24 protein-coding genes are annotated in these 26,900 nt (G+C 72.2%); 12 read left to right on the top strand and 12 right to left on the bottom strand.

What is annotated here, in order from left to right; translation table 11 throughout:
* The 6 genes from NH339_RS05915 to NH339_RS05890 form a co-directional block, all read left to right on the top strand.
* On the top strand, positions 1-269 hold a 269-nt coding region (locus NH339_RS05915; RefSeq protein WP_253023467.1), incomplete at its 5' end, for a WYL domain-containing protein.
* Positions 266-1,231, top strand: a complete 966-nt coding sequence (locus NH339_RS18795) for a YafY family protein (protein ID WP_253023465.1) — start codon at positions 266-268, stop codon at positions 1,229-1,231. The genes NH339_RS05915 and NH339_RS18795, both read left to right, overlap by 4 nt.
* Positions 1,232-1,256: 25 nt before the next feature.
* Positions 1,257-1,520, top strand: a complete 264-nt coding sequence (gene tatA, locus NH339_RS18675; RefSeq protein ID WP_305883270.1) for a twin-arginine translocase TatA/TatE family subunit — start codon at positions 1,257-1,259, stop codon at positions 1,518-1,520.
* A 3-nt stretch (positions 1,521-1,523) separates the two neighbouring features.
* Positions 1,524-2,381: a twin-arginine translocase subunit TatC gene (gene tatC, locus NH339_RS05900; RefSeq protein WP_253023463.1), complete on the top strand. Its 858-nt coding sequence runs from the start codon at positions 1,524-1,526 to the stop codon at positions 2,379-2,381.
* Between the two features lie 33 nt (positions 2,382-2,414).
* Positions 2,415-3,284 carry a YegS/Rv2252/BmrU family lipid kinase gene (locus NH339_RS05895; protein WP_253023461.1) on the top strand — a complete coding sequence of 290 codons (870 nt, stop codon included), beginning with the start codon at positions 2,415-2,417 and terminating at the stop codon, positions 3,282-3,284.
* Between the two features lie 19 nt (positions 3,285-3,303).
* On the top strand, positions 3,304-6,081 hold the full coding sequence (locus tag NH339_RS05890; protein WP_253023459.1) for an RNA helicase: 2,778 nt from the start codon (positions 3,304-3,306) through the stop codon (positions 6,079-6,081).
* On the opposite strand, the gene NH339_RS05885 is transcribed toward NH339_RS05890, so the two are convergent.
* Both NH339_RS05885 and NH339_RS05880 read right to left on the bottom strand, forming a co-directional pair.
* A complete protein-coding gene (locus tag NH339_RS05885; protein WP_253023457.1) occupies positions 6,071-7,018 on the bottom strand; it encodes a 5'-3' exonuclease in 948 nt (315 codons plus the stop codon). The two genes, NH339_RS05890 and NH339_RS05885, sit on opposite strands and share 11 nt — an antisense overlap.
* 349 nt (positions 7,019-7,367) lie before the next feature.
* Positions 7,368-8,921 (bottom strand): M20/M25/M40 family metallo-hydrolase, encoded by a 1,554-nt coding sequence (locus NH339_RS05880; RefSeq protein ID WP_253023455.1) that lies wholly within the window; start codon positions 8,919-8,921, stop codon positions 7,368-7,370.
* Between the two features lie 107 nt (positions 8,922-9,028).
* Here NH339_RS05880 and NH339_RS18790 point away from each other — a divergent pair, with 107 nt between their 5' ends.
* Genes NH339_RS18790 through NH339_RS05865 form a run of 3 tightly spaced genes read left to right on the top strand, consistent with a single transcriptional unit; the run spans position 9,029 to position 12,424 of the window.
* A complete protein-coding gene (locus NH339_RS18790; protein WP_253023453.1) occupies positions 9,029-10,105 on the top strand; it encodes a Xaa-Pro peptidase family protein in 1,077 nt (358 codons plus the stop codon).
* A gap of 13 nt (positions 10,106-10,118) precedes the next feature.
* The gene (gene lnt / locus NH339_RS05870; protein WP_253023451.1) at positions 10,119-11,618 is read left to right on the top strand and encodes an apolipoprotein N-acyltransferase; all 1,500 of its coding nucleotides are present in this window, start codon (positions 10,119-10,121) and stop codon (positions 11,616-11,618) included.
* Between the two features lie 14 nt (positions 11,619-11,632).
* A complete protein-coding gene (locus NH339_RS05865; RefSeq protein WP_253023469.1) occupies positions 11,633-12,424 on the top strand; it encodes a glycosyltransferase in 792 nt (263 codons plus the stop codon).
* 1 nt (position 12,425) lies between these two features.
* On the opposite strand, the gene NH339_RS05860 is transcribed toward NH339_RS05865, so the two are convergent.
* The 6 genes from NH339_RS05860 to NH339_RS05835 form a co-directional block, all read right to left on the bottom strand.
* Positions 12,426-12,800 carry an RNA polymerase-binding protein RbpA gene (locus tag NH339_RS05860; protein ID WP_067857424.1) on the bottom strand — a complete coding sequence of 125 codons (375 nt, stop codon included), beginning with the start codon at positions 12,798-12,800 and terminating at the stop codon, positions 12,426-12,428.
* 62 nt (positions 12,801-12,862) lie between these two features.
* The gene (locus tag NH339_RS05855; RefSeq protein WP_253023449.1) at positions 12,863-14,188 is read right to left on the bottom strand and encodes an MFS transporter; all 1,326 of its coding nucleotides are present in this window, start codon (positions 14,186-14,188) and stop codon (positions 12,863-12,865) included.
* Positions 14,175-14,960, bottom strand: coding sequence for a glycerophosphodiester phosphodiesterase (locus tag NH339_RS05850; protein ID WP_253023447.1), 786 nt, complete (start codon positions 14,958-14,960; stop codon positions 14,175-14,177). Before NH339_RS05850 ends, NH339_RS05855 begins: the two co-directional genes overlap by 14 nt.
* Before the next feature lie 63 nt (positions 14,961-15,023).
* Positions 15,024-16,559, bottom strand: a complete 1,536-nt coding sequence (locus NH339_RS05845; RefSeq protein WP_067857415.1) for a UDP-N-acetylglucosamine 1-carboxyvinyltransferase — start codon at positions 16,557-16,559, stop codon at positions 15,024-15,026.
* A gap of 38 nt (positions 16,560-16,597) precedes the next feature.
* On the bottom strand, positions 16,598-17,566 hold the full coding sequence (locus NH339_RS05840; protein WP_253023445.1) for a DMT family transporter: 969 nt from the start codon (positions 17,564-17,566) through the stop codon (positions 16,598-16,600).
* 1 nt (position 17,567) lies between these two features.
* On the bottom strand, positions 17,568-18,227 hold the full coding sequence (locus tag NH339_RS05835) for an MBL fold metallo-hydrolase (RefSeq protein WP_253023443.1): 660 nt from the start codon (positions 18,225-18,227) through the stop codon (positions 17,568-17,570).
* Positions 18,228-18,294: 67 nt separating this feature from the next.
* Between NH339_RS05835 and NH339_RS05830 the strand changes: the two genes are divergently transcribed.
* Both NH339_RS05830 and NH339_RS05825 read left to right on the top strand, forming a co-directional pair.
* Positions 18,295-19,188, top strand: a complete 894-nt coding sequence (locus NH339_RS05830) for an alpha/beta hydrolase (RefSeq protein ID WP_253023441.1) — start codon at positions 18,295-18,297, stop codon at positions 19,186-19,188.
* A 41-nt stretch (positions 19,189-19,229) separates the two neighbouring features.
* Entirely contained in the window at positions 19,230-20,024 is a 795-nt protein-coding gene (locus tag NH339_RS05825) for an alpha/beta fold hydrolase (protein WP_253023439.1), read from the top strand.
* A 27-nt stretch (positions 20,025-20,051) separates the two neighbouring features.
* On the opposite strand, the gene NH339_RS05820 is transcribed toward NH339_RS05825, so the two are convergent.
* The 3 genes from NH339_RS05820 to NH339_RS05810 are packed head-to-tail and all read right to left on the bottom strand — an operon-like array spanning position 20,052 to position 22,030.
* On the bottom strand, positions 20,052-20,438 hold the full coding sequence (locus tag NH339_RS05820; protein ID WP_253023437.1) for a low affinity iron permease family protein: 387 nt from the start codon (positions 20,436-20,438) through the stop codon (positions 20,052-20,054).
* A 9-nt stretch (positions 20,439-20,447) separates the two neighbouring features.
* Positions 20,448-21,611: an MFS transporter gene (locus tag NH339_RS05815; RefSeq protein WP_253023435.1), complete on the bottom strand. Its 1,164-nt coding sequence runs from the start codon at positions 21,609-21,611 to the stop codon at positions 20,448-20,450.
* Entirely contained in the window at positions 21,608-22,030 is a 423-nt protein-coding gene (locus NH339_RS05810) for a hypothetical protein (RefSeq protein ID WP_253023434.1), read from the bottom strand. Before NH339_RS05810 ends, NH339_RS05815 begins: the two co-directional genes overlap by 4 nt.
* A 747-nt stretch (positions 22,031-22,777) precedes the next feature.
* Between NH339_RS05810 and NH339_RS05805 the strand changes: the two genes are divergently transcribed.
* Positions 22,778-25,144 carry an excinuclease ABC subunit UvrA gene (locus tag NH339_RS05805; protein WP_253023433.1) on the top strand — a complete coding sequence of 789 codons (2,367 nt, stop codon included), beginning with the start codon at positions 22,778-22,780 and terminating at the stop codon, positions 25,142-25,144.
* On the opposite strand, the gene NH339_RS05800 is transcribed toward NH339_RS05805, so the two are convergent.
* Positions 25,128-26,873 carry a GNAT family N-acetyltransferase gene (locus NH339_RS05800; protein ID WP_253023432.1) on the bottom strand — a complete coding sequence of 582 codons (1,746 nt, stop codon included), beginning with the start codon at positions 26,871-26,873 and terminating at the stop codon, positions 25,128-25,130. The genes NH339_RS05805 and NH339_RS05800 overlap by 17 nt on opposite strands.
* Positions 26,874-26,900: the final 27 nt, after the last annotated feature.

Here is a 26,900-nt window from a genome sequence, read left to right as displayed (position 1 = left end):
GTCCGGCCGACCGCACCGCGCGCCTGAGCGTGGCCGAGCGGCGCGCCAACGCGCTGCGTCGGACCGCCACGCACGTGGAGACCGGCGACGACGGCCGCGACGTGCTCGTCGTCCCGTTCTCGACCGGGTGGGACCTCGCGGCCGAGATCGCGTCGTACGGGCCCGACGTCGTCGTGCTCGACCCGCCCGACCTGCGCGACCAGGTCGTCGCCCGGCTGCGCGCGGTTCTGGCCGACACCGGACCGTCGAGCTCGGCGGTGGGCGCGTGACGCGGCCCGCGAACCGTTCCGCGCAGCAGGTCGTGCGGATGCTGGCGCTCGTGCCGTACCTGCAGGGCAACGACGGCGTGCCCGTGCGCGAGGTGGCCCGCGAGTTCGGGGTGACGCCCAAGCAGATCCGCGACGACCTGCGCCTGCTCATGTTCACGGGCGTGGGGGAGTACGCCGGCGAGCTGATCGACGTCGACCTCGCGGCGCTGGAGGTCGACGACGTCATCCACATCCGCGACGCGGAGTTCCTCAGCCGGCCCCTGCGGCTCACGGCCGACGAGGGCGTCGCGCTCGTGGCTGCCCTGCGCACCCTGCGGGCGTCGGCGTCGGGGTCGCAGCTGCCCATCGTCGACGCGGCGCTCGCGAAGCTCGAGACGGCGGTGGCCGCCGAGGGCGCCGTCGAGGCGGTCGACGTGCACGTCGCCGACGTCGACCCGGCCGTGCGCGACACCGTGGCCGCGGCGCTCGCCGACGGGCACCGCCTCGAGATCGACTACGCCACCGACTCCCGCGACGACGTCACCACGCGCGAGGTGGACCCGCAGCGGCTCTTCACGCGACAGGGCCACACCTACCTCGAGGCGTACTGCCTGCGCGCCGACGACGTGCGCTTCTTCCGCCTCGACCGCGTCGTGCGTGCCGCCGACACCGGCCGGCTCGCCCAGCGGCACGACACGACGTCGCGCGACCTGGGCGACGACCTCTTCGAGGTCGGCGAGCAGACCCCCTCCGCCGTCCTCGACCTCGACCCCGCCGCGCACTGGCTCACCGAGTACTACACCGTCGAGGAGCTGGGCGACGTCGACGGCCGACGTCGCGTCCGGTTGTACGGTGGCGACGAGGCGTGGCTGCGTCGACTCGTGCTGCGCAACGGTGGCACCGTCCACGTGGTCGAGCCCGCCACACTCCGCGTACAGGTCCTGGACACCGCCCGTTCAGCCCTTGCGGCGTACGATGGTTGAGACCGCACCCGACGAAAGAGGCACCATGTTCAGGCAGATCGGCCCCACGGAGATCCTCCTCATCCTCGGCGTGGTCCTGCTGCTGTTCGGAGGCCGCAAGCTCCCCGAGCTCGCCCGCGGCTCCGGACGGGCGCTGCGCATCTTCAAGTCCGAGGTCAAGGAGCTCAAGGACGACGACAAGCCGTCCCACGACCTCGACGGCGAGGTCGTCGACGAGGACGGCGCCCGTACCGAGGCGACGGCCCGCTCCGAGCAGCTGCGCCGCGACGGCACGTCCGAGCAGGCGTAGGTCTTGGCGTCGCTGAGCGGCGCGCCGTCCGGGGCCGCGGGCGGCACCATGCCGCTCGTGGAGCACCTGCGGGAGCTCCGCTCCCGACTCACGCGCGCGGTCATCGCGATCGCCGTCTTCACGATCCTCGGGCTCGTCTTCTACGCCCCGATCCTGAACTTCCTCACGCACCCGTACAACGAGATGCGTCCGCTGCTGGAGCGCGAGGGAATCGACACCCAGCTGATCATCACCGGCGTCGGCGGCGCGTTCCAGTACCAGCTGAAGATCTCGCTCGTGTTCGGGCTGCTGGCCTCGAGCCCGTTCTGGCTCTGGCAGATCTGGGCCTTCGTGCTGCCGGCCCTGCACCGGCACGAGAAGCGGTGGGCGCTCCTGCTCGCAGGCACCGGAGCGCCCCTGTTCATCGGCGGCGCGGCGCTCGCCTACGTGGTGCTGCCGAAGGCGATGGAGATCCTCATCGGCTTCGTGCCCGACGGGTTCGGGTCGCTGGTCACGGGCGCCGAGTACTTCGACTTCATCGTCAAGATGATGCTGGTGTTCGGCGTCGCCGCCGAGATTCCTCTGGTCGTCGTGCTGCTCAACCGACTGGGACTGGTCTCGGCCAAGCAGCTCGCGTCGGCCCGGCCGTGGACGATCATCGGCATCTTCGTGTTCGCCGCGATCGCCACGCCCACCACCGACCCGCTGACCATGCTGTTCCTCGCGGTGCCGATGACGATCCTGTACCTCATCTCCGAGGTCATCGCGAAGCTCACCGACCGCAGGCGCGGACGCGAACGGGTCGACGAGACGGCGGACGACGACGCGTCGCCGCTGGACGGGCCGTCCGAGCTCGAGGGTCCGTCGTCGGTCGACGACTGAGCGACGGACGGCGGACCCCCTAGGCTGTCCGCCATGCTCGTGACACTGGTGGTGAACCCGGTCTCCGGCCGCCGCCAGGGCGAGCGGATCGCTGCAGCCGCCACGGCGCGACTCACCGGTGCGGGGCACCGGGTGGCCCGGATCCACAGCAGCGACGGCGCACAGGCACGGGAGGCCGTCGCGCGCGAGGTGGCGGCCGGCGCCGAGCTGGTGCTCGTCGTCGGGGGTGACGGGCTGCTGCACGACGTGCTGCCCGCCGTGGCGGAGCGCGACGTCACGGTCGGTCTGCTGCCCGCCGGGACGGGCAACGACACCGCCCGCGCGCTGGGTCTGCCGGTCGGCGACCCGGACGCGGCGCTCGACGTCGTGCTGCGCGGACGCACCCGTGCCGTCGACCTCGCGAGCACCGACCGCGGACACGTCGTCACCGTGGTGGCGTCCGGGTTCGACTCGAAGGTCAACGAGCGCGCCAACGCCATGAGGTGGCCGCGCGGGAACCAGCGGTACAACCTCGCGATCCTCGCCGAGCTGAGGACGTTCCAGCCGCTGCCGTTCAGCCTCGACCTCGACGGGACGCGGGTCGACACCGAGGCGATGCTGGTGGCCGTCGGCAACGGCCCGTCGTTCGGCGGCGGCCTGCGCATCGCCGAGGGGGCCGTCATGGACGACGGGCTGCTCGACGTGTGCGTCATCCGGCCGGTCAGCAAGGCGAGGCTCGTGCGGGTGTTCCCACAGCTGTACCGTGGCACGCACGTGGACCTGCCGGAGTTCGAGCGGCACCGCGTGCGACGTGTGCACCTCGCCTGTCCCGACGTCGTCGCGTACGGCGACGGCGAGCGTCTGGGCCCGCTGCCGCTCACCGTGACCGTGCTCGAGCGCGCGTTGCGCGTGCTCGTGCCCTGAGGGTCCGTAGGCTGGGGGCATGACGAGCCCGGCCGAGAAGTTCGCCCAGGCCTCGGCCACGAGACGTCACCCCCACCTCGCGGAGTTCCGCGGGCTGCACGGGTTCACGCTCGACCCCTTCCAGGTGCAGGCGTGCCAGGAGGTCGAGGCGGGCCGCGGCGTGCTCGTGGCGGCGCCCACCGGGTCGGGCAAGACGATCGTGGGCGAGTTCGCCGTGCACCTCGCGCTCGCGACGGGGCGCAAGTGCTTCTACACGACGCCCATCAAGGCACTCTCCAACCAGAAGTTCCACGACCTCGTCGAGCGCTACGGCGCCGACCAGGTGGGGCTCCTGACGGGAGACAGCACCGTCAACGGCGAGGCGCCGGTCGTCGTCATGACGACCGAGGTGCTGCGCAACATGCTCTACGCGGGCTCGCGGACCCTCGACGGGCTCGGCTACGTGGTCATGGACGAGGTGCACTACCTCGCCGACCGCTTCCGCGGCGCCGTGTGGGAGGAGGTCATCATCGGCCTGCCCGAGTCGGTCAGCGTCGTCTCCCTGTCGGCGACGGTCTCCAACGCCGAGGAGTTCGGCGACTGGCTGAGTGAGGTGCGCGGGTCGACCACGACGATCGTCGAGGAGCGCAGGCCCGTGCCCCTGCACCAGCACGTGCTCGTGGGGCGCAAGATGTTCCCGCTCTTCGAGGACGACGCGGCGGAGTCGGCACCCGGGTCCGGGAACGAGGCCGTGCGCGTGAACCGTCAGCTCGAGAGCATGGCCCGTCAGGACTGGCAGCTCGACCGAGCCCGCAAGGGCGGTGGCCGGGGTCGGCCGCCGAAGGGTCACCGGCGACCGCAGAGCAGGCACCGCACGCCGAGCCGCGTCGAGGTGGTGGAGAAGCTCGAGGCCGAGGGTCTGCTGCCCGCCATCGTGTTCGTGTTCAGCCGCGCGGGCTGTGCAGCCGCCGTCCAGCAGCTGCTCGACGCCCGGGTCATGCTGACCACTCCCGACGAGCGACGCGAGATCGAGGACCGCGTCGACGAGGCGTGCGCGCACCTGCCCGACGAGGACCTGCACGTCCTCGGCTTCCACGAGCTGCGCGAGGGGCTGGGTCGCGGTGTCGCCGCCCACCACGCCGGCATGCTGCCCGCGTTCAAGGAGGTCGTCGAGCAGCTGTTCAGCGACGGCCTCGTCAAGGTCGTGTTCGCCACCGAGACGCTGGCGCTCGGCATCAACATGCCCGCCCGGTCGGTCGTCATCGAGCGGCTCACCAAGTGGAACGGCGAGGCGCACGTGAACGTGACACCGGGGGAGTACACCCAGCTCACCGGCCGTGCGGGACGTCGCGGCATCGACGTCGAGGGTCACGGCGTGGTGCTGTGGCAGCCGCAGCTCGACCCCAAGCAGGTCGCGGGTCTCGCGTCGACGCGGACGTACCCGCTCAACTCCTCGTTCCGCCCGTCGTACAACATGGCGGTCAACCTCGTCGACCAGATGGGACGCCAGCCCGCGCGCGAGCTGCTGGAGCAGTCGTTCGCTCAGTTCCAGGCCGACCGGGCCGTCGTCGGGATGGTGCGCCAGATCCGCAAGGCCGACGACGCGCTCGAGGGGTACCGTGAGGCGGCGCAGTGCCACCTCGGCGACTTCCTCGAGTACGCGCGCCTGCGCCGCGAGCTGGGCGAGATCGAGTCGTCGGGCGCACGTCAGCGCAAGGCCGACCGACGCCAGGACGCGGTCGCGTCGATGGCGAGGCTGCGCGCGGGTGACGTCATCAACGTGCCCGGCGGCAAGTTCGCGGGGCTCGCCGTCGTCCTCGACCCCGGTGTCGCCGGCGCGGCCGAGGCTCCACGGCCGCTCGTGCTCACCGCCAGCCGCCACTCGCGTCGTCTGGGTCCGGTCGACTTCCCGGTGCCGGTCGAGCCGATCACGCGCATGCGGATCCCGAAGTCGTTCAACGCGCGCAACGCGCAGGCCCGGCGCGACCTCGCGTCGTCCCTGCGCAACCGCGCCGAGGGGCTGCGCTGGCAGACCGACACGCCCTACCGTCCCGACCGGCCGACGGAGCGGGTCACGGACGAGCGCACCGATCCGCGCGTGGCCGAGCTGCGTGCCGCGCTCAAGGCGCACCCCTGCCACGCCTGCCCCGACCGCGAGGCGCACGCCCGGTGGGCCGAGCGGTACACGAAGCTCGAGCGCGACACCGAGCAGCAGCGTCGACGCATCGAGCAGCGCACGAACACCGTCGCCCGTCAGTTCGACCGTGTCTGCGACGTGCTTGACGAGCTCGGCTACCTCGACGGCGACACCGTCACGCCGGACGGTCGCCGCCTGCAGCGCCTCTACAGCGAGCTCGACCTGCTGGTCAGCGAGTGCCTGCGGCGCGGGGTCTGGGACGGGCTCGACCCGGCCCAGCTCGCGGCCGTCCTGTCGGGCCTGACGTTCGAGAGCCGCAAGGACGACCCGCCGGCGCCGCGCTTCCCGGATCGCACGACGCTCGACGTCTCCGAGGAGATGGCGCTGCTCTGCACCGACCTGCAGGCGCTCGAGCGCCAGCATCGCGTGAAGTTCCTGAGCACGCCCGACTTCGGGTTCGCGGAGACGGCGGCCGCCTGGGTCGGGGGAGCGTCGCTCGACGACGTGCTGCGGACCACGGGCATGGCGGCCGGCGACTTCGTGCGGGCCATGAAGCAGCTCATCGACCTCGTCGCCCAGGTGGCCGACGCCGCCGGCCCCGGCCCGCTGCGGACCACCGCCCGCCAGAGCCTCGACGGGCTGCGACGCGGCGTCGTGTCGTACTCCTCGCTCAGCGGCTGAGCGCGCTCGTGAGGCGCTCGACGACACCGCCGAGGCCCCACGTGGTGCCGAAGGCCTCGAGCGCGTCGCGCTGCTCGGGCGAGAGGGGCGCGAGCGCACGGACGACGTCGGTGCCGCACACGTCGCCGCGCACCCGCACGACCTGGCGCATGACGCCGACGAGCTCCTCGTTCTCGACGAGCGAGGCCCGCACCCGCGGCTTCACGGCGGAGTCGGGGTCGTGCGCGGCCGCGAGGATGCCGTCGAGGTCGCCGTAGGCGTCGAGCAGCAGGGCCGCGGTCTTCTCGCCGATCCCCGGGACGCCGGGGATGCCGTCGGAGGTGTCGCCGCGCATGGTCGCGAAGTCGGCGTACTGCTGCGGCTCGACGCCGTACTTGGCGCGGATCCAGGCAGCGTCGACCACGTCGGCCGACGACACCCCGCGCGCCGTGTAGAGGACCCTGACGCCGGCGTCGTCGTCGACGAGCTGGAAGAGGTCGCGGTCGCCGGTGACGACGTCGACAGGCCCGTCCCACGCCTGCGCGAGGCTGCCGATGACGTCGTCGGCCTCCGCGCCCTCGCGGCCGACGACCGGGATCCCGAGGATGCCGAGCGCCTCGGCGATGAGCGGCACCTGCGGCGTGAGCAGCTCGGGCGACTCCTCGGCCGCGCCGTCGCTGCTCGCCTCGCCCAGGCCGTCCTCGCTGGCCTGCGCGACGCGGTGCGTCTTGTACGACGGCAGCAGGTCGACCCGCCACTGCGGACGCCAGTCGTCGTCCCAGCACGCGACGACCGCATCGGGACCGTGCTGGTCGACCAGCGTCGAGACGAAGTCGAGCAGACCACGCAGCGCGTTGACGACCGTCCCGTCCGGCGCCTTGAACGAGTCGGGCACGCCGTAGAAGGCGCGGAAGTACAGACTGGCGGAGTCGAGCAGGAGCAGTCGTCCGGTGGTCACGCGCTCAGCCTAGGCCGTCGCCGGGACACCGGATGGACGCAGAGCTCGTCGCCGTCGGTCAGGACAACCCACGGGACCTCGCCCTGCTCCACGTCCAGGGCAGGCGCGCCGAGCTGGAGGAGGCGTCCGCTGGCGGACGCGAGGTCGTCTGCCGAGGCAGCGACGTCGATACGAGGACAGTTGACACGGAATTCTCAGCGGCGCACGGAAAGCAAGCCGTGCACGCCTCAGTTTTCCGTGCGCGGTGGAGATTCCCAGGTCGACCTGGGAATCTCCACGACCGGGAACACCATCGCCTGTTCGAGCGAGTCGAACGGGCGATGGTGTTCCGAAGCGCGGAGACTCCTCGTCAGCGCTGGGCGGCGGGGCCCTCCGTGACCTTCGGGGCCTTCTTGACGGTGGCGTTCGTCCGCACCTTCGTGCGGGCGCCGTCGCCGTAGAGACCCTTCTTCGACAGGCCCAGCGTGGCGACGGCGTGGGCCGCGCCATCGGTGAGCTGACCGAGCACCGTGGTGTTCACGCGGGTGATGTCGTCCTGCGGCGTGTGGTAGTTCGGGTCGAGGATCTCGCCCGCCGTCCCACCGTAGATGCTCGCCTGACGCTCGGTCTTCACGTCGTCGGCACCGCTGAACAGACCGCCGGCCGGGATGCCGTACTGGATGAACGGACCGTAGTCGGAGCGACCGTCGAACTCGGTCGGGTCGGTCGCGAGCCGGGCCCGCCCGAAGTAGTCGGTGAAGACCTTCTCGATCTGGCCCGAGCCGGCGGGACCGGCGGTGCCGAACGACGAGCCGTCCCCGTCGTAGACCAGGCGCACGTAGTTCGGCGAGCCGAGCATGTCGAAGTTCAGGTTCGCGTAGATCTTCGAGCGCGCACCGTCGGACAGCGAGTCGACGTAGTGCTGCGAGCCCAGCAGGCCGAGCTCCTCAGCGCCCCAGAACGCGAACCGCACCGGACGCTGCAGCTTCTTCGTGTAGCCGGTCCTCGCGAGCTGCTTCGCGATCTCCAGCGTGCCGGCCACGCCGGTGCCGTTGTCGTTGATCCCGGGGCCCTCGGGCACCGAGTCCAGGTGTGCGCCGACCACGACGACCTGGTCGTCGTGCTTCGTGCGACGCGGCCAGTCGGCGATGAGGTTGTGCGTCTCACGCTCCAGGTCGGTGACGGTGTCGGTCGTGACCGTGGCGGTGGCGCCACCCGCTCTCACGTCGTCGACGAGCGCCACGGCGTCGTCGTACGACAGGCCCACGACCGGGAGGTCGACCGGCGAGCCGAGCGTCCCGGTGGTCAGCTCGGTGCGGTCCGGGTTGCCCTCGTTGAAGATGATGACGGCGTCGTAGCCGGCGGCCTTGGCGTTCGACGCCTTCAGGCCGAAGTCACAGGTGCCGCGCTGCACGAGCGCGACCGAGGGCTCCGCCGGAGCCGGCTCGAAGTCGGCGGCCTCGCAGCCCGACGTGCTGCTCGGCGTGGGCGAGGCCGGGATGACGACGTCCTTCGTTGGGACGACCGGTCCGGTGACCGAGCCGGAGCCGGAATAGGTGAAGACCCCGGTCTCGAGCGTCTTCTCCTCCGGCGTGCGCTGGACCAGCGTCGCCGGGCTGTTCTCCGCGAAGAACGGGAAGGTGAAGGTCTGCTTGCGGACCCGGTAGCCGGCGGCACGCAGCGTCTTGGCGACGTAGTCCGACGACGCCTCGTAGCCGGGCAGCCCCGACGCGCGGTTGCCGCCGTTGCGGTTCGCGATGGTCTGCAGCTGACGCAGGTGCTGCAGCACCCCGTTGACCTGGACGGCCTGCGTCAGCCTCTTCGTGTCGACCTCCGGCTTCGAGCCACCGGCGACGGCCGGTGACGCGGAGACGAGGCCTGCGGACAGGACGACCGCTGCGGTGGCAGCGACGATCTTGCGCATGGGGATCCCCCGATCCACTCGTGATGTGATCCGTACACCCTAGGGGAGACGCGCCGCCACGGCACCTGTCGACGGCCGTGGCAGTCCCCACGACGTAGGCTCGACGCGTGACTTCCCGTTGGACCCGTGCCCAAGACCTTGCCCGCAGCCGGTCCGTCGGGGCCCTGCTCATCACCCCGGGCGCCGACCTGCGCTACCTGACCGGCTACCACGCCAAGCCGCTCGAGCGTCTGACCTGCCTCGTCGTGCCTGCCGACGGCGACCCGGTGCTCGTCGCGCCCGCCCTCGAGCGCGCTGCGGCGGAGGCGTCGGGCGTGGAGGTCGAGATCGCGACCTTCGGCGAGACCGACGACCCGTACGCCCTCGTCGGGTCCCTGCTGCCCGCGGACTCCGTCGTCGCGGTCGACAACCAGATGTGGGCCGAGCGGGTGCTCGCCTTCCAGCGACGCTTCGCCGACGTCCGCCTGGCCGGCCCGCTGCTCGCCGAGCTGCGGATGCGCAAGGACCCGCAGGAGGTCGCGGCCCTGCGCGACGCTGGTGCCGCGATCGACCGGGTGCACCAGCGCATGGGGGAGTGGCTGCGACCCGGCCGCACCGAGCGCGAGGTCGGCGCCGACATCGGTCGCGCCATCCTCGAGGAGGGGCACGAACAGGTCGACTTCGTCATCGTCGGCTCCGGCCCCAACGGCGCCTCCCCGCACCACGAGGTCTCGGACCGCGTGATCCAGGAGGGCGACCCCGTCGTCGTCGACATCGGCGGCACGAACGCGGCCGGCTACTGCTCGGACTGCACCCGCAACTACCTGGCCGGCGGCACCGCGCCCCGTGAGTACCTCGACGCCTACGCGGTGCTGGAGGAGGCGCAGCAGGTGCAGCGCGAGCACGCCCGCCCGGGCGTCACCGCCGAGTCGGTCGACGCGGTCGGACGTCAGGTGATCGCCGACGCCGGCCTCGGACATCTCTTCATCCACCGCACGGGCCACGGCATCGGCACCGAGACGCACGAAGAGCCGTACATCGTGGAGGGCAACGACCTCGTCCTCGAGCCCGGCATGGCCTTCTCGATCGAGCCCGGCGTGTACCTCGAGGGCCGGTACGGCGCGCGGATCGAGGACATCGCCGTGTGCACCGACGACGGGCTCGAGGTGCTGAACACCACGCCTCGCTCGCTGACGGTCCTGTGACCCGGCCGCGGCCGTGAGGTGGTGGCTGGCGGCACCGTGCGCCGCGGTCGCGGGGCTGCTCAGCGCGGCCGCCTTCGACCCGTGGTCGGTGCCCTACGCGATGATCGTCGGCGTCGCGCTGCTCGTGTGGGTGCTGCGTCGTCAACGTGACGCGCGGGTCGCGGCGGTGCTCCTCTCCGGTGCGCTGTACGGCGCGGCCTTCATGGGTCCGCTCATCTGGTGGATGAACGCCGTGAGCAGCGGCGCCTACGTCGCCCTCGTCGCGGCGCAGGTCGTGATGCTCGCCATCATCGCGGTGCCGCTGCGCGCGGCCCTGCGGCTGCCGGGCTGGCCGCTCTGGGGAGCTGCGGCGTGGGTGCTGGGGGAGCAGGTGCGCAGCGGCTTCCCGTTCAGCGGCTTCCCGTGGGGCCGGCTCGCCCACACGGCGATCGACACCCCGCTGGCCCCCTACGCCCGCCTGGTCGGCATGCCGGGCACGTCGGCGCTGTTGTTCCTGCTCGCGGCGATGCTCGTGGTGCTCGCCGGCGCCGGGATCGCCCGGCGCTCGCTCGCCGTCGGCGTCGTCGTCGCGGTGGTCGTCGCGGGTCTGTTCCTGCCGTCCGGGCTCGCCGGCGCGGGACCGGAGCGCCGGATCGCGGCCATCCAAGGCAACACGCCCGGCGCGTTCCTCACCTGGCCACGCGGCGAGATCGGCGCCCTGCACCTCGCCGAGACGCAGCGCTACGCCGACGCCGTGTCCGCCGGCACCGAGCGTGCTCCGGACCTCGTCGTCTGGCCCGAGAACGCGCTCGACGTCGACCCGTTCGCCGACCCTGTGCTGGCCGGTCGCATCCAGGCCCTCGTGCAGCAGCTCGGCGCACCCATCCTCGTCGGCGCGATCCTCGACGGACTCTCCGACCGCACCGCCTACAACGCGGGCATCGTCTGGGACGGTGACGGCCCCGGCGAGGTCTACGTGAAGCGCAAGCTGGTGCCCTACGGCGAGTACGTCCCGTTCCGACGCGAGCTGGGCGAGCTCGTGCCGCGCGTCGACCGCGACATCCCGCGCGACATGCTGCCCGGTCGGCGGGCCGGCGACCTGCGCGCGGGCTCGGTCGTCGTGGGCGACACGATCTGCTGGGACATCGCCTACGACGGCGTCGTGGAGCAGGCCGTGCGTGGCGGCGCCGAGGTGCTCGTGGTCCAGACCAGCAACGCCAGCTTCACCGGGACGTCGCAGCCCGACCAGCAGTTCAAGATCTCCCGGCTGCGCGCCATCGAGACCGGACGCTGGGTGGTCGTGCCGTCCACCAACGGCATCAGCGGCATCATCGACGCCAGCGGGCGCGTCGTGGCCGAGGCGCCGCGCGAGCAGCCGGCGACGCTGGTCGCCGACGTGGGCACCGCGACCGGCCAGACCCCCGCGACGCGCGCCGGCCGCTGGCCGGCCGTCGCGCTGATGACCCTCGGGCTCCTAGGCTGGGTCCTCGGAGCACGCGACCTGCGCCGGTCGCGGCGGAGGGAGCACGCGTGAGGGTCCTGGTCGTCATGCCCACCTACGAGGAGGCGGACAGCCTCCCGGGCGTGCTGCAGCGTCTGCGCACGTCGGAGCCCGACGTCGACGTGCTCGTCGTCGACGACGCGTCGCCCGACGGCACGGGCGAGCTCGCGGAGCAGGTCGCGGCGACGGACCCCGGCGTGCACGTGATGCACCGCAGCGGCAAGGCGGGGCTCGGCGTGGCCTACCGGGCCGGTTTCGCCTGGGGCCTCGAGCGCGGCTACGACGTGCTCGTCGAGATGGACGCCGACGGCTCGCACCTGCCCGAGGAGCTGGGCTCGCTGGTCGAGGCCGCCCGGGCGGCCGACCTCGTCATCGGGTCACGCTGGGTCGCCGGCGGCTCGGTCGTGAACTGGCCGTGGTACCGCCGGCTGATCTCGCGCGGGGGCACCCTCTACGCGCGGATCGCGCTCGGGCTGCCCGTCCACGACGCGACGGCCGGCTTCCGCGCGTTCCGCGCCGACACGCTGCGTCGCATCGACGTGGCCGGCGTGGCGTCGCAGGGCTACTGCTTCCAGATCGACATGACCCGTCGGGTGCACGAGGCAGGGCTGCAGGTCGTCGAGGTGCCGGTGACGTTCGTCGAGCGCGAGCTCGGCACGTCGAAGATGAGCTCGTCGATCGTGCGGGAGGCGCTCTGGCGCGTCACGGTGTGGGGACTGGCACGGCTGGTCCCCGGACACCGCCGCCGCGCCCAACGGATCACCCCCGGACACGGCGAGACCCCGGCGCCGGGCCGGGGTCTCGGGTCGTCGTCCGACGCGGGGCGCGAGCCCCGCTGAGTCAGGCGGACTTCTTCTTGCGACGGTGCAGGTGCGGCGGTCCGATCTCGCCGGAGCGCAGCAGCTCCAGGCGCTCGGTGAGGATCTCCTCCAGCTCGGTCTCCGAGCGGCGCTCCAGCAGCATGTCCCAGTGGGTACGTGCCGCCTTCTCCTCCTTCTTCTCCGGCGCGGTGCCGTCGCGAAGTCGGCCGATGCGACCCGTCTTCGGGTCCTCCCACTCGTAGGGGATCTCGGCCTCGTCGGACATCACGACCAGGAAGCTGTGTCCGTCGTCGCAGACGTACTCGATCTCCTGACGAGGGGCCATCTCGACCCCGCGCTCGTCCTCGAAGCTCTGGGCGCCCAGCCGGGCCCCCCGCAGTGCTCGTTCAGCCATGGGTCACTCCTCTCGTAGGTGACAACGTAGGTCACCCCCTTGAGATTCCCCTGAGGAGCGGGTCAGCGCATCTCGAGTGCCTTGTCGCGGACCTGCGCCGGGACGAGCAGCAGGGCGACCAGGCCCAGGCCGAGCACCAGGATGAGCCCGAGGATGCCCCACCGGTCGTCGCCGCCGACGAAGGCGAACAGGCCGAAGAACGTCGGGGCGAGGAACGACGCCGCCCGCCCGGTCATCGCGTAGAGGCCGAAGTTCTGGCCCTCCTTGCCCGGGGCCGTGAGGCGTGCGAGGTACGTGCGTGACGCCGACTGCGCCGGACCGACGAACAGGCACAGCAGCAGGCCGAAGACCCAGAACCCGGCCGTGCCGTGCACGAAGACGAGGACCACGCCGACGACGATGAGCGACACCAGCGAGAAGACGATGACGCGGCGCGGACCGAGGCGGTCGTCGAGCCGTCCCGCGACGATGGCACCGCCGGCGGCGGCGACGTTGGCGGCGATCGCGAAGTAGATGACCGTGTCGCTGGTGAACCCGTAGACCGACACCGCGATCACGCCGCCGAAGGTGAACACGCCCGCGAGACCGTCGCGGAACAGGGCGCTCGCGAGGAGGAACTGCAGCGTCACGCGGTCGTCGCGCCACATGCCGCGCAGCTCGGCGAACAGCACGCGGTAGGACTCCACGAAGCCGGCCCGGGGGAGCGGGCTGGCCTCTGCCGGCAGCTCGGGCACGGCGAGCAGCACGGGGAGTGCGAAGACGAGGAACCAGGCGGCCGAGACGACCGCGACGACGCGGATGTTGAGCCCCTCGTCGGTCGACACGCCCAGCAGGCCGCCGTCGCCGCTGATGAACCCGAGGAACACGACGAGCAGCAGCACGATGCCACCGAGGTAGCCGAACCCCCAGCCGATGCCGGAGACCCGGCCCACCGTCGCCGGCGTGGACACCTGGCGCAGCATCGCGAAGTAGGGCACCTGGGCGAGCTCGAAGAGCACCGTGCCGACCGCCAGGAGCAGCAGGCCCAGCCACAGGTGGTGGTAGTCGTCCTTGACGAAGAACATCAGCGCCATGCAGGTGACGACCGCGCCCGTGAGGAGGGCGAGGGAGCGCTTGCGCCGGCCGCCGCCGTCGGAGCGCTGGCCGAGGACCGGCGCCAGCACGGCGATGACGAGCGACGCGGCAGCGATGGACCACGCGAGCCACGTGCTCGGCGAGACGGGACCGGGCAGCCCCTTGCCGACGCTGTCGGTGAGGTAGACCGAGAAGACGAACGTGACGATCACGGCGTTGAAGGCCGCGGACCCCCAGTCCCACAGCGACCAGGCGACGACCTGGCCGGTGCGGGTGCGCGCGGCGACGGCGTCGCCCGTCTCAGTGCGGCTCATCGGGCCAGCTCCCTCGTTCGTCCAGGACGTCGCGCAGGACGTCGGGCCGGTCGGTGACGATCCCGTCGACGCCGATCTCGAGCAACGTTCTCATCTCGTCGGGGTCATCGACGGTCCACACGTGCACCTGCAGGCCGGTCTCGTGCGCGCGGCGGACGAAGCGCGGGGTGACGACCGTGACCGGACCTCGCCGCACGGGCACCTGCACGCAGTGCACACCGCGACGTGCCGCGAGCCGGCGCACCCAGCGCGTCGGACCGAGCTTGAGCGCGGCGATCTCCAGCGGTCCGCCGGAGCGGGCCGCTCCGGGGCACAGCGCGCGGAGCCGGCCGAGGCGGGCGCCGGAGAACGACGCCAGGCAGACACGGTCCTCGGCGCGCGCCTCCTGCACGACCTTGACGGTCGCCTCGACGGCGCCGTCGGCCTTGACGTCGATGTTGAAGCGGGCGTCGGGCAGGGTCGCGAGGAGGTCGGCGAGGCGGGGGACCGGCTCGCGCCCGGCCACCGGCACGCGGTCGATCTCGGTCGACGTCAGCGCGGCGATCGGCGTCTCGACACCCGTCATCCGGCCGAGGTGCTCGTCGTGGAAGGCGTACACGACACCGTCGGCCGAGACGTGGACGTCGGTCTCGAGGAAGACGTAGCCGAGGGCCACGGCGTTGCGGAACGCCGTCAGGGTGTTCTCGATGCCGTCGTTCGCCGGGAGCCCGGCTCCCCCGCGGTGCGCGAGCGCGAGGGGAAGGGGCGCGTCGAGGTACGGGTGCGGGGACACGTCGACCACGCTAGCCCGACTCGGGGCCAGTGGGGGCGCGCCGCGCGCCCCGCACGCCGTCCGTCAGATGTCGCGGAAGGTCTCGATCTGCGCGCCCAGGGCGTTGAGGCGCTCGGCGAGGTCCTCGTAGCCGCGGTTGATCACGTAGACGCTGCGCAGGACCGACGTGCCCTTCGCGGCCAGCATGGCGAGCAGGATGACGACGGCGGGCCGCAGCGCCGGCGGGCACACGATCTCGGTGCCGCTCCAGTGCGTGGGACCGTCCACGAGCACGCGGTGCGGGTCGAGCAGCTTGACGCGCGCGCCGAGCTTGTTCAGCTCGGTCAGGTAGATGGCGCGGTTCTCGTAGACCCAGTCGTGCAGGAGCGTCTGGCCCTGTGCGGTCGCCGCGATGACCGCGAAGAACGGCAGGTTGTCGATGTTGAGGCCCGGGAAGGGCATCGGGTGCACCTTGTCGATCGGCGCGCGCAGGTCCGACGGATAGGTGGTGATGTCGACCAGCCGGGTCTGTCCGTTCTCGGCGGCGTACTCGGCGCTGCGGTCGTAGCGGAAGCCCATCTCCTCCAGCAGCGCGAGCTCGATCTCCATGAACTCGATCGGCACGCGGCGCACGGTGATGCTCGACTGCGTGACGATGGCGGCCGCGATGAGGCTCATCGCCTCGATCGGGTCCTCGCTCGGGGCGTAGTCGACGTCGGTGTTGATGCGCGGCTTGCCGGTCACGCGCAGCGTCGTCGTGCCGATGCCCTCGATGCCGACGCCGAGCTTCTCGAGGAAGAAGCAGAGGTCCTGCACCATGTAGTTCGGGCTGGCGTTGCGGATGACCGTGACGCCGTCGTAGCGGGCCGCCGCCAGCAGTGCGTTCTCGGTGACGGTGTCGCCGCGCTCGGTGAGCACGATCGGCCGCTCCGGGCCGACGCCCCGGGCGGCGTCGACGTGGTAGCTGCCCTCGGTCGCGACCACCTTCAGGCCGAAGGGGCGCAGGGCCGTCATGTGCGGCTCGACGGTGCGGGTGCCGAGGTCGCAGCCGCCCGCGTACGGCAGCTCGAACTGGTCGACGCGGTGCATGAGCGGGCCGAGGAACATGATGATGCTGCGGGTGCGTCGGGCTGCGGCCTCGTCCATCGCCGCGAGGTCGAGCTGCGCGGGCACGACGAGCTCGAGGTCGCCCTCGTCGCCGAGCCACCGGGTGCGGACGCCGATCGACGACAGCACCTCGAGCAGACGGTTCACCTCCTCGATCCGCGCGACCTTGCGCAGGATCGTGGTGCCCTCGTTCAGCAGCGAGGCGCAGAGCAGGGCCACACCGGCGTTCTTGCTCGACTTCACGTCGATCGCACCCGACAGCTGGGTGCCGCCCTTGACCCGCAGGTGGCTCGGGCCGGACGTGCCGACGCTCACGATCTCGGAATCGAGCGCGGTGCCGATCCGGGCGATCATCTCCAGCGTCAGGTTCTGCTGGCCCTTCTCGATCCGGTTCACCGCACTCTGGCTGGTGCGCAGCTCCGTCGCGAGCTCCGACTGCGTCAGCCCACTGTGCTGACGTGCGTCGCGGATGAGGGTGCCGATGCGGGCCAGGTAGTCGTCGCGTGCGCTCACCCGACCAGGCTATCTCACAAGTGAGATAGGACAAGCACTCAGGGGCGGCGCCGTGTCGCGAGCGCGACGACGACGCCGACCACCGCCAGCAGGCCGCCCAGGAGACCCAGCCAGGACACGTCGACGGAGGGGTCCAGCACCTCGATCACCTCCGCGGCGACCACCTGGCCGGCGATCGAGCAGAGCCCGAGGACCAGCACGCCGTGGATCTGCACGGCCACGGCGGAGATGGCGATGAAGCCGATGCCCAGGACGCCTCCGACGTAGTACCACCACTGCGAGGGGAACCCGTCGACGTGCCCCGGCGCGAGGAAACTGACGAGGAGCAGCACCAGCAGCGCCGACGTGCCGACCAGGAAGTTGTTCCAGGTGGTGACCAGCGGCCCGCCGACCGCGGAGATCTTCCCGTTGAAGGCTTGTTGCACCGCCTGCAGGCAGCCGGCCACGAGGGCGAGCGAGGCGAGCAGCAGCGACAGGCCGAGGTGGCTGCCGTCGAGGTCGCCGAGGACCTTCACGGTCACGGCGGCCACGGCGAACAGGGCGGCCACCGCCCGCGGTCGCGAGACGGGCTCGTGCCCGCCTGGCCCGAGCCCCAGGTGGTCGACCACGAGCGAGGCCACCGACTGGCCCGCCGTGAACGCGACGATGAACAGGGCGACGCCGATGACGCCGACGGCGATGCCCTGGGAGGCTACGAAGAACGCTCCGCCCAGCCCGCCGAGCAGATGCACCGGGCGCAGCCGTGGGCGGTCCCCGCCGGCGTCAGGATCGCGCAGCGCGTCGAGGACCCGGCGCAGGCCGGCGCGCCGGCGCGGGTGCGACAGCACGACGGGGCTCAGCAGGAGCAGGCCGCTGCCGAAGCTGACGACCGCGGCCAGGGCACCCGCCCGGAGGCCGTCGCCGAGCTGACCGGCGAGCGACGCGTTGACCCGCGACTGCAGGGTGATGAGGGCGCCGACCAGCAGCATGAGCGGGACCGTGGCGGCCCGCAGGACGGGGTGCTCCACCTCAGACGTCGAGGCTCTGGCCCGGCGTGAGCCGGTGGGCGCGGTCGGCGTCGACCCCACCGAAGGTCACGACGTGGTTCCAGTACACGCCGTAGGCGACCTCGGAGATCGTCGCGTCGTGGATCGGCAGCAGGCTCGACGGCGACACGGTCTGCAGGAACTCGACGGTGTCGGCGATGCGGGCCCACGGCGCGCTGAGCGGGAGGGCGAGGACGTCGACCCCCTCCGGGATCGACGCGTAGGAGTCACCCGGGTGGAACAGACGCACGCGGTCCCCGTCGGCCGACGGCCCCTCCACGAGCAGACCGACGTTCGCGACGACCGGCAGCGCGGGGAGGATGACGGCGTGCCGCTCGCCCACACCGGTGAGGGTGAGGTCGCCGATCTCGGTCACGTGGCCGGCGCGGTGGCCCTGCCACGGCTCGCCGTGCTGCTCCGCGGTCTCGGGGTCGGCCAGGAAGAGCGCCTGAGGGTTCGTCTCGACCAGCTCGCGCGCCCGGTCCGGGTGCAGGTGGTCGGGGTGCTGGTGCGTGACGACGACGGCGTCGAGGTCGCGTGCGGTGAACGCGTCGTCGAGGCTGAAGGCGCCGGGGTCGACGAGCACACGTGCGTGATCGGTCTCCAGGAGCAGGGCGGCGTGCCCGAGTCGCGTGATCCTCACCCCACCATCATGCCCGCGTCGCTCACGGCCCGCCCATCCGTCCACCACCTGGCCACGAACGAGGGTCATGGGCCTCTACGCCGACGCGACCGCGCTCCTGATGAACCTCACCGCACCGCTGACGGTGCGCTACGGCGACGCGCTGCAGCTCGTGCGCGACGAGGTCGACGACCCGAGCACCTGGCGGGTGCCGACGCGGCACGGCCAGGTGCGCTGCTTCGTCTACCGACCGCGCCCGGGCCGCCGCGCGGCGCCGGTGACCCCGGGTGCGTACGTGCACCTGCACGGCGGCGCGTTCCTCATGCGGCACGCGGCGATGGACGACTTCTTCGCCCGCTGGGTGGTCGCCACGACCGGCGCTGTCGTCGTGAACGTCGACTACGACGTGGCCCCGAGGTACCGGTACCCGGTGGCGCAGGAGCAGGCGCACGACGTGCTGCGGTGGGTCCAGGGGCACGGGCACGAGCGTGACGTCGACGGCGCGCGCGTCGTCGTCGGCGGGTTCAGCGCCGGCGGCAACCTGGCTGCGTCGGCCTGCCTCCAGGCCCGCGACTCCGGGGGGTCGCCCGTGAGGCTGCAGCTGCTCGGCGTCCCGTCGCTCGACGTCTCGACGACGGTCAAGCCCGCGACGATCCCGCGGCCGATGATCGACGAGCGCATCGTCGGGCTGGTCCGAGCCACCTACTTCAAGGACGCGGCGCGACGCACGGAGCCGTACGCGTCGCCGCTCCTCGCCGACGACGTCTCCGGCCTCCCGCCGGCCCTCGTCCTGACCGCGCAGCACGACGCCCTGCGCGCCGAGGGCGACGCGTATGCCCAGCGCCTGTCCGACGCCGGCGTCGCCGTCGAGCACCACGTCGTGCCCGGCCAGGACCATTACTTCCTCGACCCCGGCGACCTCGACCAGGCACGTCACTGGATGCAGGTGATGTCCGAGGCGATCCTGCGCGCGCTGGACTGACCCGGTCGGGTCCCGTCCGCGCGCGGTCCTAGGCTGGGCGCGTGAGCGACGCCATCTACGCCCGTGAGGTGGGGGAGAGCGGCGAGCGCGTCGCGTTCCTGCACGGCCTCTTCGGCCAGGGCCGCAACTTCACGCAGGCGGCGAAGGCGTTGCAGCCCGAGCTGCGCTCCCTGCTGGTCGACCTGCCGAACCACGGTCACTCGCGCTGGACCGACACCGTCGACTACGTCGACGTCGCCGACCGGGTGGCGGCGTTCCTGCGGGAGCGCTGGGTCGAGGCCGGCCGGACGCACCTGGTCGGACACTCCATGGGCGGCAAGGTCGCGATGGTGCTCGCGCTGCGTCACCCGGACCTCGTCGACAGGCTCGTCGTGGTCGACATCGCTCCCGACCGGAGCGAGGGTGCCGACGAGTTCGTCCACCTGCTCGACAGCCTCGCGTCGCTCGACCTCGCCACTCTCGTGCGCCGCGGCGACGCCGACGAGCAGCTCCGCGCCCGCATCGACAACGACACGGTCCGCGGGTTCCTCCTGCAGAACCTGCGCAGCGTCCCGGCCGAGGAGGGGGGCGGCTTCCGGTGGCAGGCGAACCTCGACCTCCTGCGCCGCGAGCTCGAGGTCATCGGCGGCTTTCCCGAGGTCGACGCGACCTTCGACCGTCCGGTGCTCTGGCTCGCGGGGGAGCGGTCCGCCTACGTGGGTCCGCAGCACGCCGAGCACATGCGGCGGCTGTTCCCCCGGACGCGGCTGGTCACGGTGAGGGGCGCCGGCCACTGGGTGCACTCGGAGCGGCCCGAGGCCTTCGTGTCGGCACTGCGGACGTTCCTGCTCGCCTGACGTCGGCGGCCGACCGCACGGTCAGGATCAGTGCCGGTCCTCGAGCCCGACCGCCTCACGCAGCCGCGTGACCGACTCGGCCAGGTGCTCGTCGTCGCGCGCCCGCGACTCCATGAGGTCGGCGATCGCCTCGGCGAGCACGTTGAGCTTCTCCTGCGACGCCTCCTCGGTCCGACGTCCGGCGTTCTCGAGCAGCGCGAGCAGGAACAGCGACTGCACGCTCGCCACGGTGTGGATGGCCACCTGCCACGACTTCAGGTCGGGCCAGAACGGCACGCTCACGAGCCACGCGACCACGATGCCGGCGCACAGCAGGAAGAACGGTCCCCTGGAGACGAAGCCCTGCGTCGCCTCCACGAACCGGTCGAACACGGAACGGTCGTCCTGGCCGCGTGCGGCCTCCTCGGTACCCATGACCGGAGGCTAGGCCCGGCGCGCCTCTCGCGCAGCAGGGACGACGAGGGTCGACGGCACGAGCAGCACCGCCACGACGAGCAGCGCGTCGAGGGTGCCGACGTGGTCGGCCACGAAGCCGATGAGCGGCGGACCGGCGAGGAACGCCGTGTAGCCGATCGTCGACACGACGCTCACGCGAGCGGCGGCGCGGCGCGGGTCGTCGGCGGCGGCGCTCATGCCGACCGGGAAGCCGAGCGAGGCGCCGAGCCCCCAGAGCGCCACGCCGACCATCGCGACGACGACGTTGCCGGCGAGCACCGTGAGCAGCACGCCGACGCCGGCGAGCGTCATCGTCGACCACAGGACGGCGACGCGTCCGTACCGGTCGAGCACCGACGTGCCGACGACGCGTCCTGCCGTCATCGCCGTGACGAACAGTCCGAAGCCGAGCGCGCCCGCCCAGTCGGGCAGGTCGTACCCGTCGACGAGCGCCACGGTGAGCCAGTCGTTCGCCGTCCCCTCCGTGAGGGCGAGCGCCAGGACCATGAGGCCCACCAGCAGCGTGCGCGGCTCCAGCCACGCGGAGCCGGCCGCGGGGGCGTCGTCGTCCTCGCCGGTCTCCTCGCCGGGCAGGAACGCGCGGACCGCCCAGGCGACGACCACGACGGCGGGCACGGCGACGAGACCCAGGTGCACCCAGAGCGCCAGGTCGGTGGCGGCCGCGGCGGCCCCTGCACCCGCACCCAGGACCGTGCCAAGGCTGAAGGCGGCGTGGAAGCGCGGCATGATCGTCCGGCCGAGGTCGTGCTCGACGCGGGCGCCGTGCAGGTTCATCGCGACGTCCCACGTGCCCACGCCGAAGCCGAAGACCACGAGCGCCGGCGCCACGGCGAGCGCGGTGGCGTGCTCGACGGCGAGCGCACCGCACACCTGGGCCGCTGCGACGGCGACGACGCCCGCCGTCACGACGGCGCGCGCGCCGAAGCGCTCGGCGAGCCGTCCCGCCACGGGGAGACCGGTCAGGGACCCCAGCGAGAGCGCCAGGAGCAGGAGCCCCAGACGCCCGGGGGTGAGCCCGAGCTCGTCGCGCACGAGCGGCAGCCGCGACATCCACGACGCGACCATGAAGCCGTTCACCGCGAAGACGACGGCGACGGCGGTGCGGGCCCGCACGAGGGGTGTCGTCGTCATGCCCGTCCCTCCGCGGCACGCTGCCGAGGCCAGGCGCCGGTGCTCCACAGCGCCCACAGGACGAGCAGGGGCTGGAAGAACAGCCGCGTGAGTCGCGAACCGTCGGAGTCGAGCCCGAACGCGTCAACCCCCTCCACGTACTGCGCGACGTTGCCCGGGAAGACGGCCACGAAGAGCCCGGCGACGAGCCAGCCCATCAACGGACGTCGGGCGCGCGGCGCGAGCAGCACCGCCGCGCCCAGCGCCAGCTCGACGGCACCCGACGCGAGCACCGTCACGTCCGCGTCGACCGGGAACCACGACGGCACCTGGGCATGGAACTCCTCCCTCGCCACCACGTGCGCCACCCCCGCCACCACGAGGAACGCACCCAGCAGCAGACGACCGACGAGGCGGGGGAGGGAGGCGGGTGCTGTCACCGGACGAGGATGTCAGGTGGGTGGGGCTGGACGTGCGCGGGTGGTCGGGTCCGTGGGCTTGCTGGTGCGCTGGCTGCGGTCGTCGTGACCTTGCTGGTGCGCTGCCTCAGACTTCGCTGGGGGTGGTCTCCGAGAGGGCCTCGACCGGCAGCGGGCCCGGGGTGTCATCGGGTCTCGGGGTCTGGCTTGGGCTCGTGGGTGACGCACGATTCTTCGTTTCTGCGTTCTTGGGCCACCGATCTGCGTTCGCGCGCTCTATCGGTGGATCTGCAACCGCAGGAGCGCTTCTGCGGTTGAGAATCCACCGATGGTGGGCGTCGCGTCGGAAGGATTCTGCTTTCGCGTGGACCGTTCCACCCGAAAGCAGAATCGTTCGTCACCCCACCGCACAGTGCACCCACGATTCTTCATTCACGCGTGCGAAGCCGAATGCTTCTGCCTTCACGACGGGATGCCGTAGCAAACGCAGGAACCTCAGCCGCCAACGCACGAACGCAGCATCGTGCGTCCACCCCAGCACCAACCCCCAGCCCGAGACCCCAGACGAGCGACGCCGCCAGCCGCCCGGTCAAGGGCTTTTCGGAGACCACACCCAGCGAAGGCCGAGGCAGCGCAGCAGCAGGACCAGACCCCGCAGGCGATAGCGCACCACCACCCAGACCACCCGTGGCAGCGCACCAGCAACACACCCCCGGCACACTCCGAAGCACGTGACCACGCACCGGCGCCGTCGCTAGCCTGTGCGGCATGGCTCACACCGCCGACCTCCACGACGTCATCCGGGTGCAGGGTGCCCGGGAGAACAACCTGAGGGACGTGAGCGTCGACCTGCCGAAGCGGCGGCTGACGGTGTTCACGGGGGTCTCTGGGTCGGGGAAGAGCTCGCTGGTGTTCGGGACGGTCGCGGCGGAGTCGCAGCGGCTCGTGAACGAGACGTACAGCGCGTTCCTGCAGGGGTTCATGCCGTCGTTGTCGCGTCCTGACGTCGACCACCTGGACGGGCTGACGACGGCGATCATCGTCGACCAGGAGCGGCTGGGGGCGAACCCGCGGTCGACGGTCGGCACCGCGACCGACGCGAGCACCATGCTGCGCATCCTGTTCAGCCGCATCGGCGAGCCGTACGTCGGTCCACCCACGGCGTTCTCGTTCAACGTCCCCACGCGCACGGCGAGCGGCGTCATGACGACGGAGCGGGGCGGGCGCACGGAGAGGCGCGTCGCGCGCAAGGAGGTCTACCTCGGCGGCATGTGCCCGCGGTGCGAGGGGATGGGCGCCGTCAGCGACTTCGACCTCACCGCGATCTACGACGCCGAGAAGTCGCTCGCCGACGGGGCGCTGCTGGTCCCGGGCTACAGCATGGACGGGTGGTACGGACGCATCTTCTCCGGCGCCGGTCTGCCGATGGACGTGCCCGTCGGCCGGTTCACCGACGCCCAGCGCGAGAAGCTGCTGCGCGGGGAGCCGGAGAAGATCCGCGTCGACGGGGTCAACCTCACCTACGAGGGCGTGCTCACGAAGGTGCAGAAGTCGATGCTCAGCAAGGACGTCGAGGCGCTGCAGCCGCACGTCCGGCGCTTCGTCGAACGTGCCGTCACCTTCACCACCTGCCCCGACTGCGACGGCACCCGCCTCACCGCCGGCGCGCTGTCGTCACGCATCCGGGGCAGGAACATCGCCGACCTCTGCGCGATGCAGGTCAGCGACCTCGCCGTGTGGCTGCGTGACCTCGACGAGCCGTCGGTCGCGCCTCTCGTCGCCGGGCTGCAGCACGTCCTCGACGCGTTCACCGAGATCGGTCTCGGCTACCTGTCCCTCGACCGTCCCGCCGGCACGCTGTCGGGGGGAGAGGCGCAACGCACCAAGATGATCCGGCACCTCGGGTCGTCGCTCACCGACGTCACCTACGTCTTCGACGAGCCGACGGTCGGCCTCCACCCGCACGACGTCGAGCGGATGAACCAGCTGCTCCTGCAGCTGCGCGACAAGGGCAACACGGTGCTCGTCGTCGAGCACGAGCCGGAGACGATCCGCGTCGCCGACCACGTCGTCGACCTCGGGCCAGGAGCCGGCACCGAGGGCGGCACGCTCTGCTACCAGGGTGACGTGGCCGGACTGCTCGCCAGCGGCACCGTCACCGGGCGCCACCTCGACGACCGCGTGCCCCTGAAGGACGAGGTCCGCACCCCCGTCGGACGACTCGAGGTCCGCGGCGCCTCCAGCCACAACCTGCGCGACGTCGACGTCGACGTGCCGCTCGGCGTGCTGTGCGCGGTCACGGGCGTGGCCGGCTCGGGCAAGAGCTCCCTGGTGCACGGGTCGATCGCGGCGCACGAGGGCGTCGTGGTCGTCGACCAGTCGCCCGTCAAGGGCTCGCGTCGCAGCAACCCGGCCACGTGGACAGGACTGCTCGAACCGGTCCGCAAGGCCTTCGCGAAGGCCAACGGGGTCAAGCCCGCCCTGTTCAGCTCGAACTCCGAGGGAGCGTGCAGCACCTGCGGCGGCGTGGGTGTCGTCATCACCGAGCTCGGCGTCATGGCGACCGTCGAGTCGCCCTGCGAGGAGTGCGAGGGACGCCGCTTCCAGCCGTCGGTGCTCGTGCACACCCTCGGCGGCAGGAACATCGCCGAGGTGCTCGAGCTGTCCGCGGCCGAGGCCGCCACGTTCTTCGCCGAGAGCGAGTCGCGCGTGCCGGCGGCGCAGAGGATCGTCGACCGGCTCGTCGACGTCGGGCTCGGCTACCTGACCCTCGGACAGCCGCTGTCGTCGCTGTCGGGCGGCGAGCGTCAGCGGCTCCGGCTGGCGGCCCAGCTCTCGGAAACGGCGGAGGTGCTCGTCCTCGACGAGCCGACCACCGGGCTGCACCTCGCCGACGTCGAGAACCTGCTGGCCCTGCTCGACCGCATCGTCGACGAGGGACGCTCGGTGGTCGTCGTGGAGCACCACCAGGCGGTGATGGCGCATGCCGACTGGGTGATCGACCTCGGCCCCGGCGCCGGTCACGACGGGGGGCGCATCGTCTTCGAGGGGACGCCCGCGCATCTCGTCGGCTCCGACACCGGCCCGACCGCCCGGCACCTCGCCGCCTACGTCGGGGCTACAGCGGACGCTTGAAGCCGACGTGGCTCGGCTCGTAGCCGAGCCGCTCGTAGAACCGGTGGGCAGCGTCGCGCGAGGTGTCGCTGGTGAGCTGGGAGAGCCGTGCGCCGCGGGCGCGACCGTGCTCGTGCGCCCACGCCATGAAGGCGCCGCCCAGCCCACGGCTGCGCCAGCGGGGCGCCACGCGGACCCCCTCCACCTGCATGCGGGTCGTGCCGCCGCGCGAGAGGCCGGGCAGGATGGTCAGCTGGGCCGTCGCGACGACCTCGTCGCCGTCGCGCACCACCACCACGAGCTGCGACGGGTCGCGCACCAGGGAGTCGAACGCCTCCTGGTAGATCGACGCCGTGCCGTGCTCGCGGGAGGCGCCGATCGGGTCGTCGGCCAGCAGAGCCACGATCGCGGGCACGTCGCTCCGCTCCGCCCGCTCGACGCGCAGCCGCTCGCCGTCGACCTCGAGGGTGGTCCCGGCGTCGCGAGCGGCTCGACGGACCCCGTCGACCACGGCGTCGAGCCACCCGCCGACGGACGCCCGTGCCTCGTCGGTGTCGGGGTAGCGGCAGCGCAGGTGCACGCCGCCCTCGTCGAGGACGAACCACACCATGACCCCGTCGGTGCGCCCTGCGGCGCTCACGTACTGCGCCTCGAGGCCGACGTGGTCGACGTGGACCGGCAGCCGGCGGAGGTCGAGCCAGGAGAACGCGAACATGCCGGGGGACTGGGGCATGCCGCCGTACGGGGCGAACACGTCGGCGAGCGGCCACGACCCCAGCCGGATGGCCTCCTTCACGGCGGCCGCGCAGGCGGTGGGATCAGCGTCGGGGGAGTCGATCACCGCGTTCGTGATGAACCACCCGACCGCGTCGTGCCAGATCTCCTCGTAGCGGCTGTGGACCGGGAACACGGCGCGGAACGGGGCATCGGCGAGCGACCGTGTCACCCGCGTCATCACCGACGCCACCAGCGCCAGCGTCGAGACGCCCTGGGCGCGCGCCGCGCGCTCGAGCCAGGCCATCGCGTCGACGTCGAGCACGTCGCGTACCTCGACCCGTTCGAGCACCGGGGTCGTGACGTCGCCGAGGGGGAGGGGGAAGCGGGGCATGGTGTCGCCGCAGGCGCCGAGCACCTCGGCCCACCGGTCGCGGACGTCCTGCGGGGGTCGCTCGCGACCGAGCAGCGACTCCGTGTGGCTGGAGAAGGCGCGGGGGAGCACGTCCGAGGCGGTGTGCCCGAGCTCGCGCAGGAGGTCGCGCACGACCACGAGCAGCGACCACATGTCGACGTGCGCGTGGTCGGACCCGATGACGACGGTGGGGCGGTCGTGCGACTGCACGACGCATAGCCGGTGCGACGGCCTCGACAGGGGCCGGCAGTGCTCGTCGAGCACCCCGCGGATCGCGTCGCTCAGACGGGTGCCGGGCTCCATCGGGTGCTCGCGCCAGGACCCCGGCCCGACCTCGACCTCGTGCAGCTCGACGTCGCCGTCGTCGTCGAGTGAGAAGACGGTGTGCAGGGTGCCGTGCCGCCTCACGACGGCGAGCCAGGCCTCGGCGAGCCGGTCGAGGTCGACGGCGGGCAGCCGGACCGTGATCGCCATCCACGAGCCGGGACGGTCGCCCTGGCCGACGTGACGTTCCTGGTCGAAGGAGACCGGGAGGCGCTCGCCCGTGGCGCCGACAGTGAGGTCGTACCCCATCACGCGACCGAACGGCAGTCGCAGGTGGGCCACGTGGGTGAGCCGCATGGTCGTCACTCTAGGGCCGGCCCGGGC

Source organism: Aeromicrobium sp. CnD17-E (assembly GCF_024124745.1).
GTDB lineage: Bacteria > Actinomycetota > Actinomycetes > Propionibacteriales > Nocardioidaceae > Aeromicrobium.
The sequence above is the reverse complement of the archived record's forward strand: the minus strand, read 5'-3'. Positions and strand labels throughout refer to the sequence as shown.

Coding starts and splice junctions, on each gene's coding strand:
- NH339_RS05890 (WP_253023459.1), top strand. CDS start 3,304: ATGACGAGCCCGGCCGAGAAGTTCGCCCAGGCCTCGGCCACGAGACGT.
- NH339_RS05820 (WP_253023437.1), bottom strand. CDS start 20,438: ATGGGTACCGAGGAGGCCGCACGCGGCCAGGACGACCGTTCCGTGTTC.
- NH339_RS05865 (WP_253023469.1), top strand. CDS start 11,633: ATGCCCACCTACGAGGAGGCGGACAGCCTCCCGGGCGTGCTGCAGCGT.
- NH339_RS05895 (WP_253023461.1), top strand. CDS start 2,415: ATGCTCGTGACACTGGTGGTGAACCCGGTCTCCGGCCGCCGCCAGGGC.
- NH339_RS05855 (WP_253023449.1), bottom strand. CDS start 14,188: ATGAGCCGCACTGAGACGGGCGACGCCGTCGCCGCGCGCACCCGCACC.
- NH339_RS05860 (WP_067857424.1), bottom strand. CDS start 12,800: ATGGCTGAACGAGCACTGCGGGGGGCCCGGCTGGGCGCCCAGAGCTTC.
- tatA (WP_305883270.1), top strand. CDS start 1,257: ATGTTCAGGCAGATCGGCCCCACGGAGATCCTCCTCATCCTCGGCGTG.
- NH339_RS05815 (WP_253023435.1), bottom strand. CDS start 21,611: ATGACGACGACACCCCTCGTGCGGGCCCGCACCGCCGTCGCCGTCGTC.
- NH339_RS05805 (WP_253023433.1), top strand. CDS start 22,778: ATGGCTCACACCGCCGACCTCCACGACGTCATCCGGGTGCAGGGTGCC.
- NH339_RS05880 (WP_253023455.1), bottom strand. CDS start 8,921: ATGCGCAAGATCGTCGCTGCCACCGCAGCGGTCGTCCTGTCCGCAGGC.
- NH339_RS05800 (WP_253023432.1), bottom strand. CDS start 26,873: ATGCGGCTCACCCACGTGGCCCACCTGCGACTGCCGTTCGGTCGCGTG.
- NH339_RS05830 (WP_253023441.1), top strand. CDS start 18,295: ATGGGCCTCTACGCCGACGCGACCGCGCTCCTGATGAACCTCACCGCA.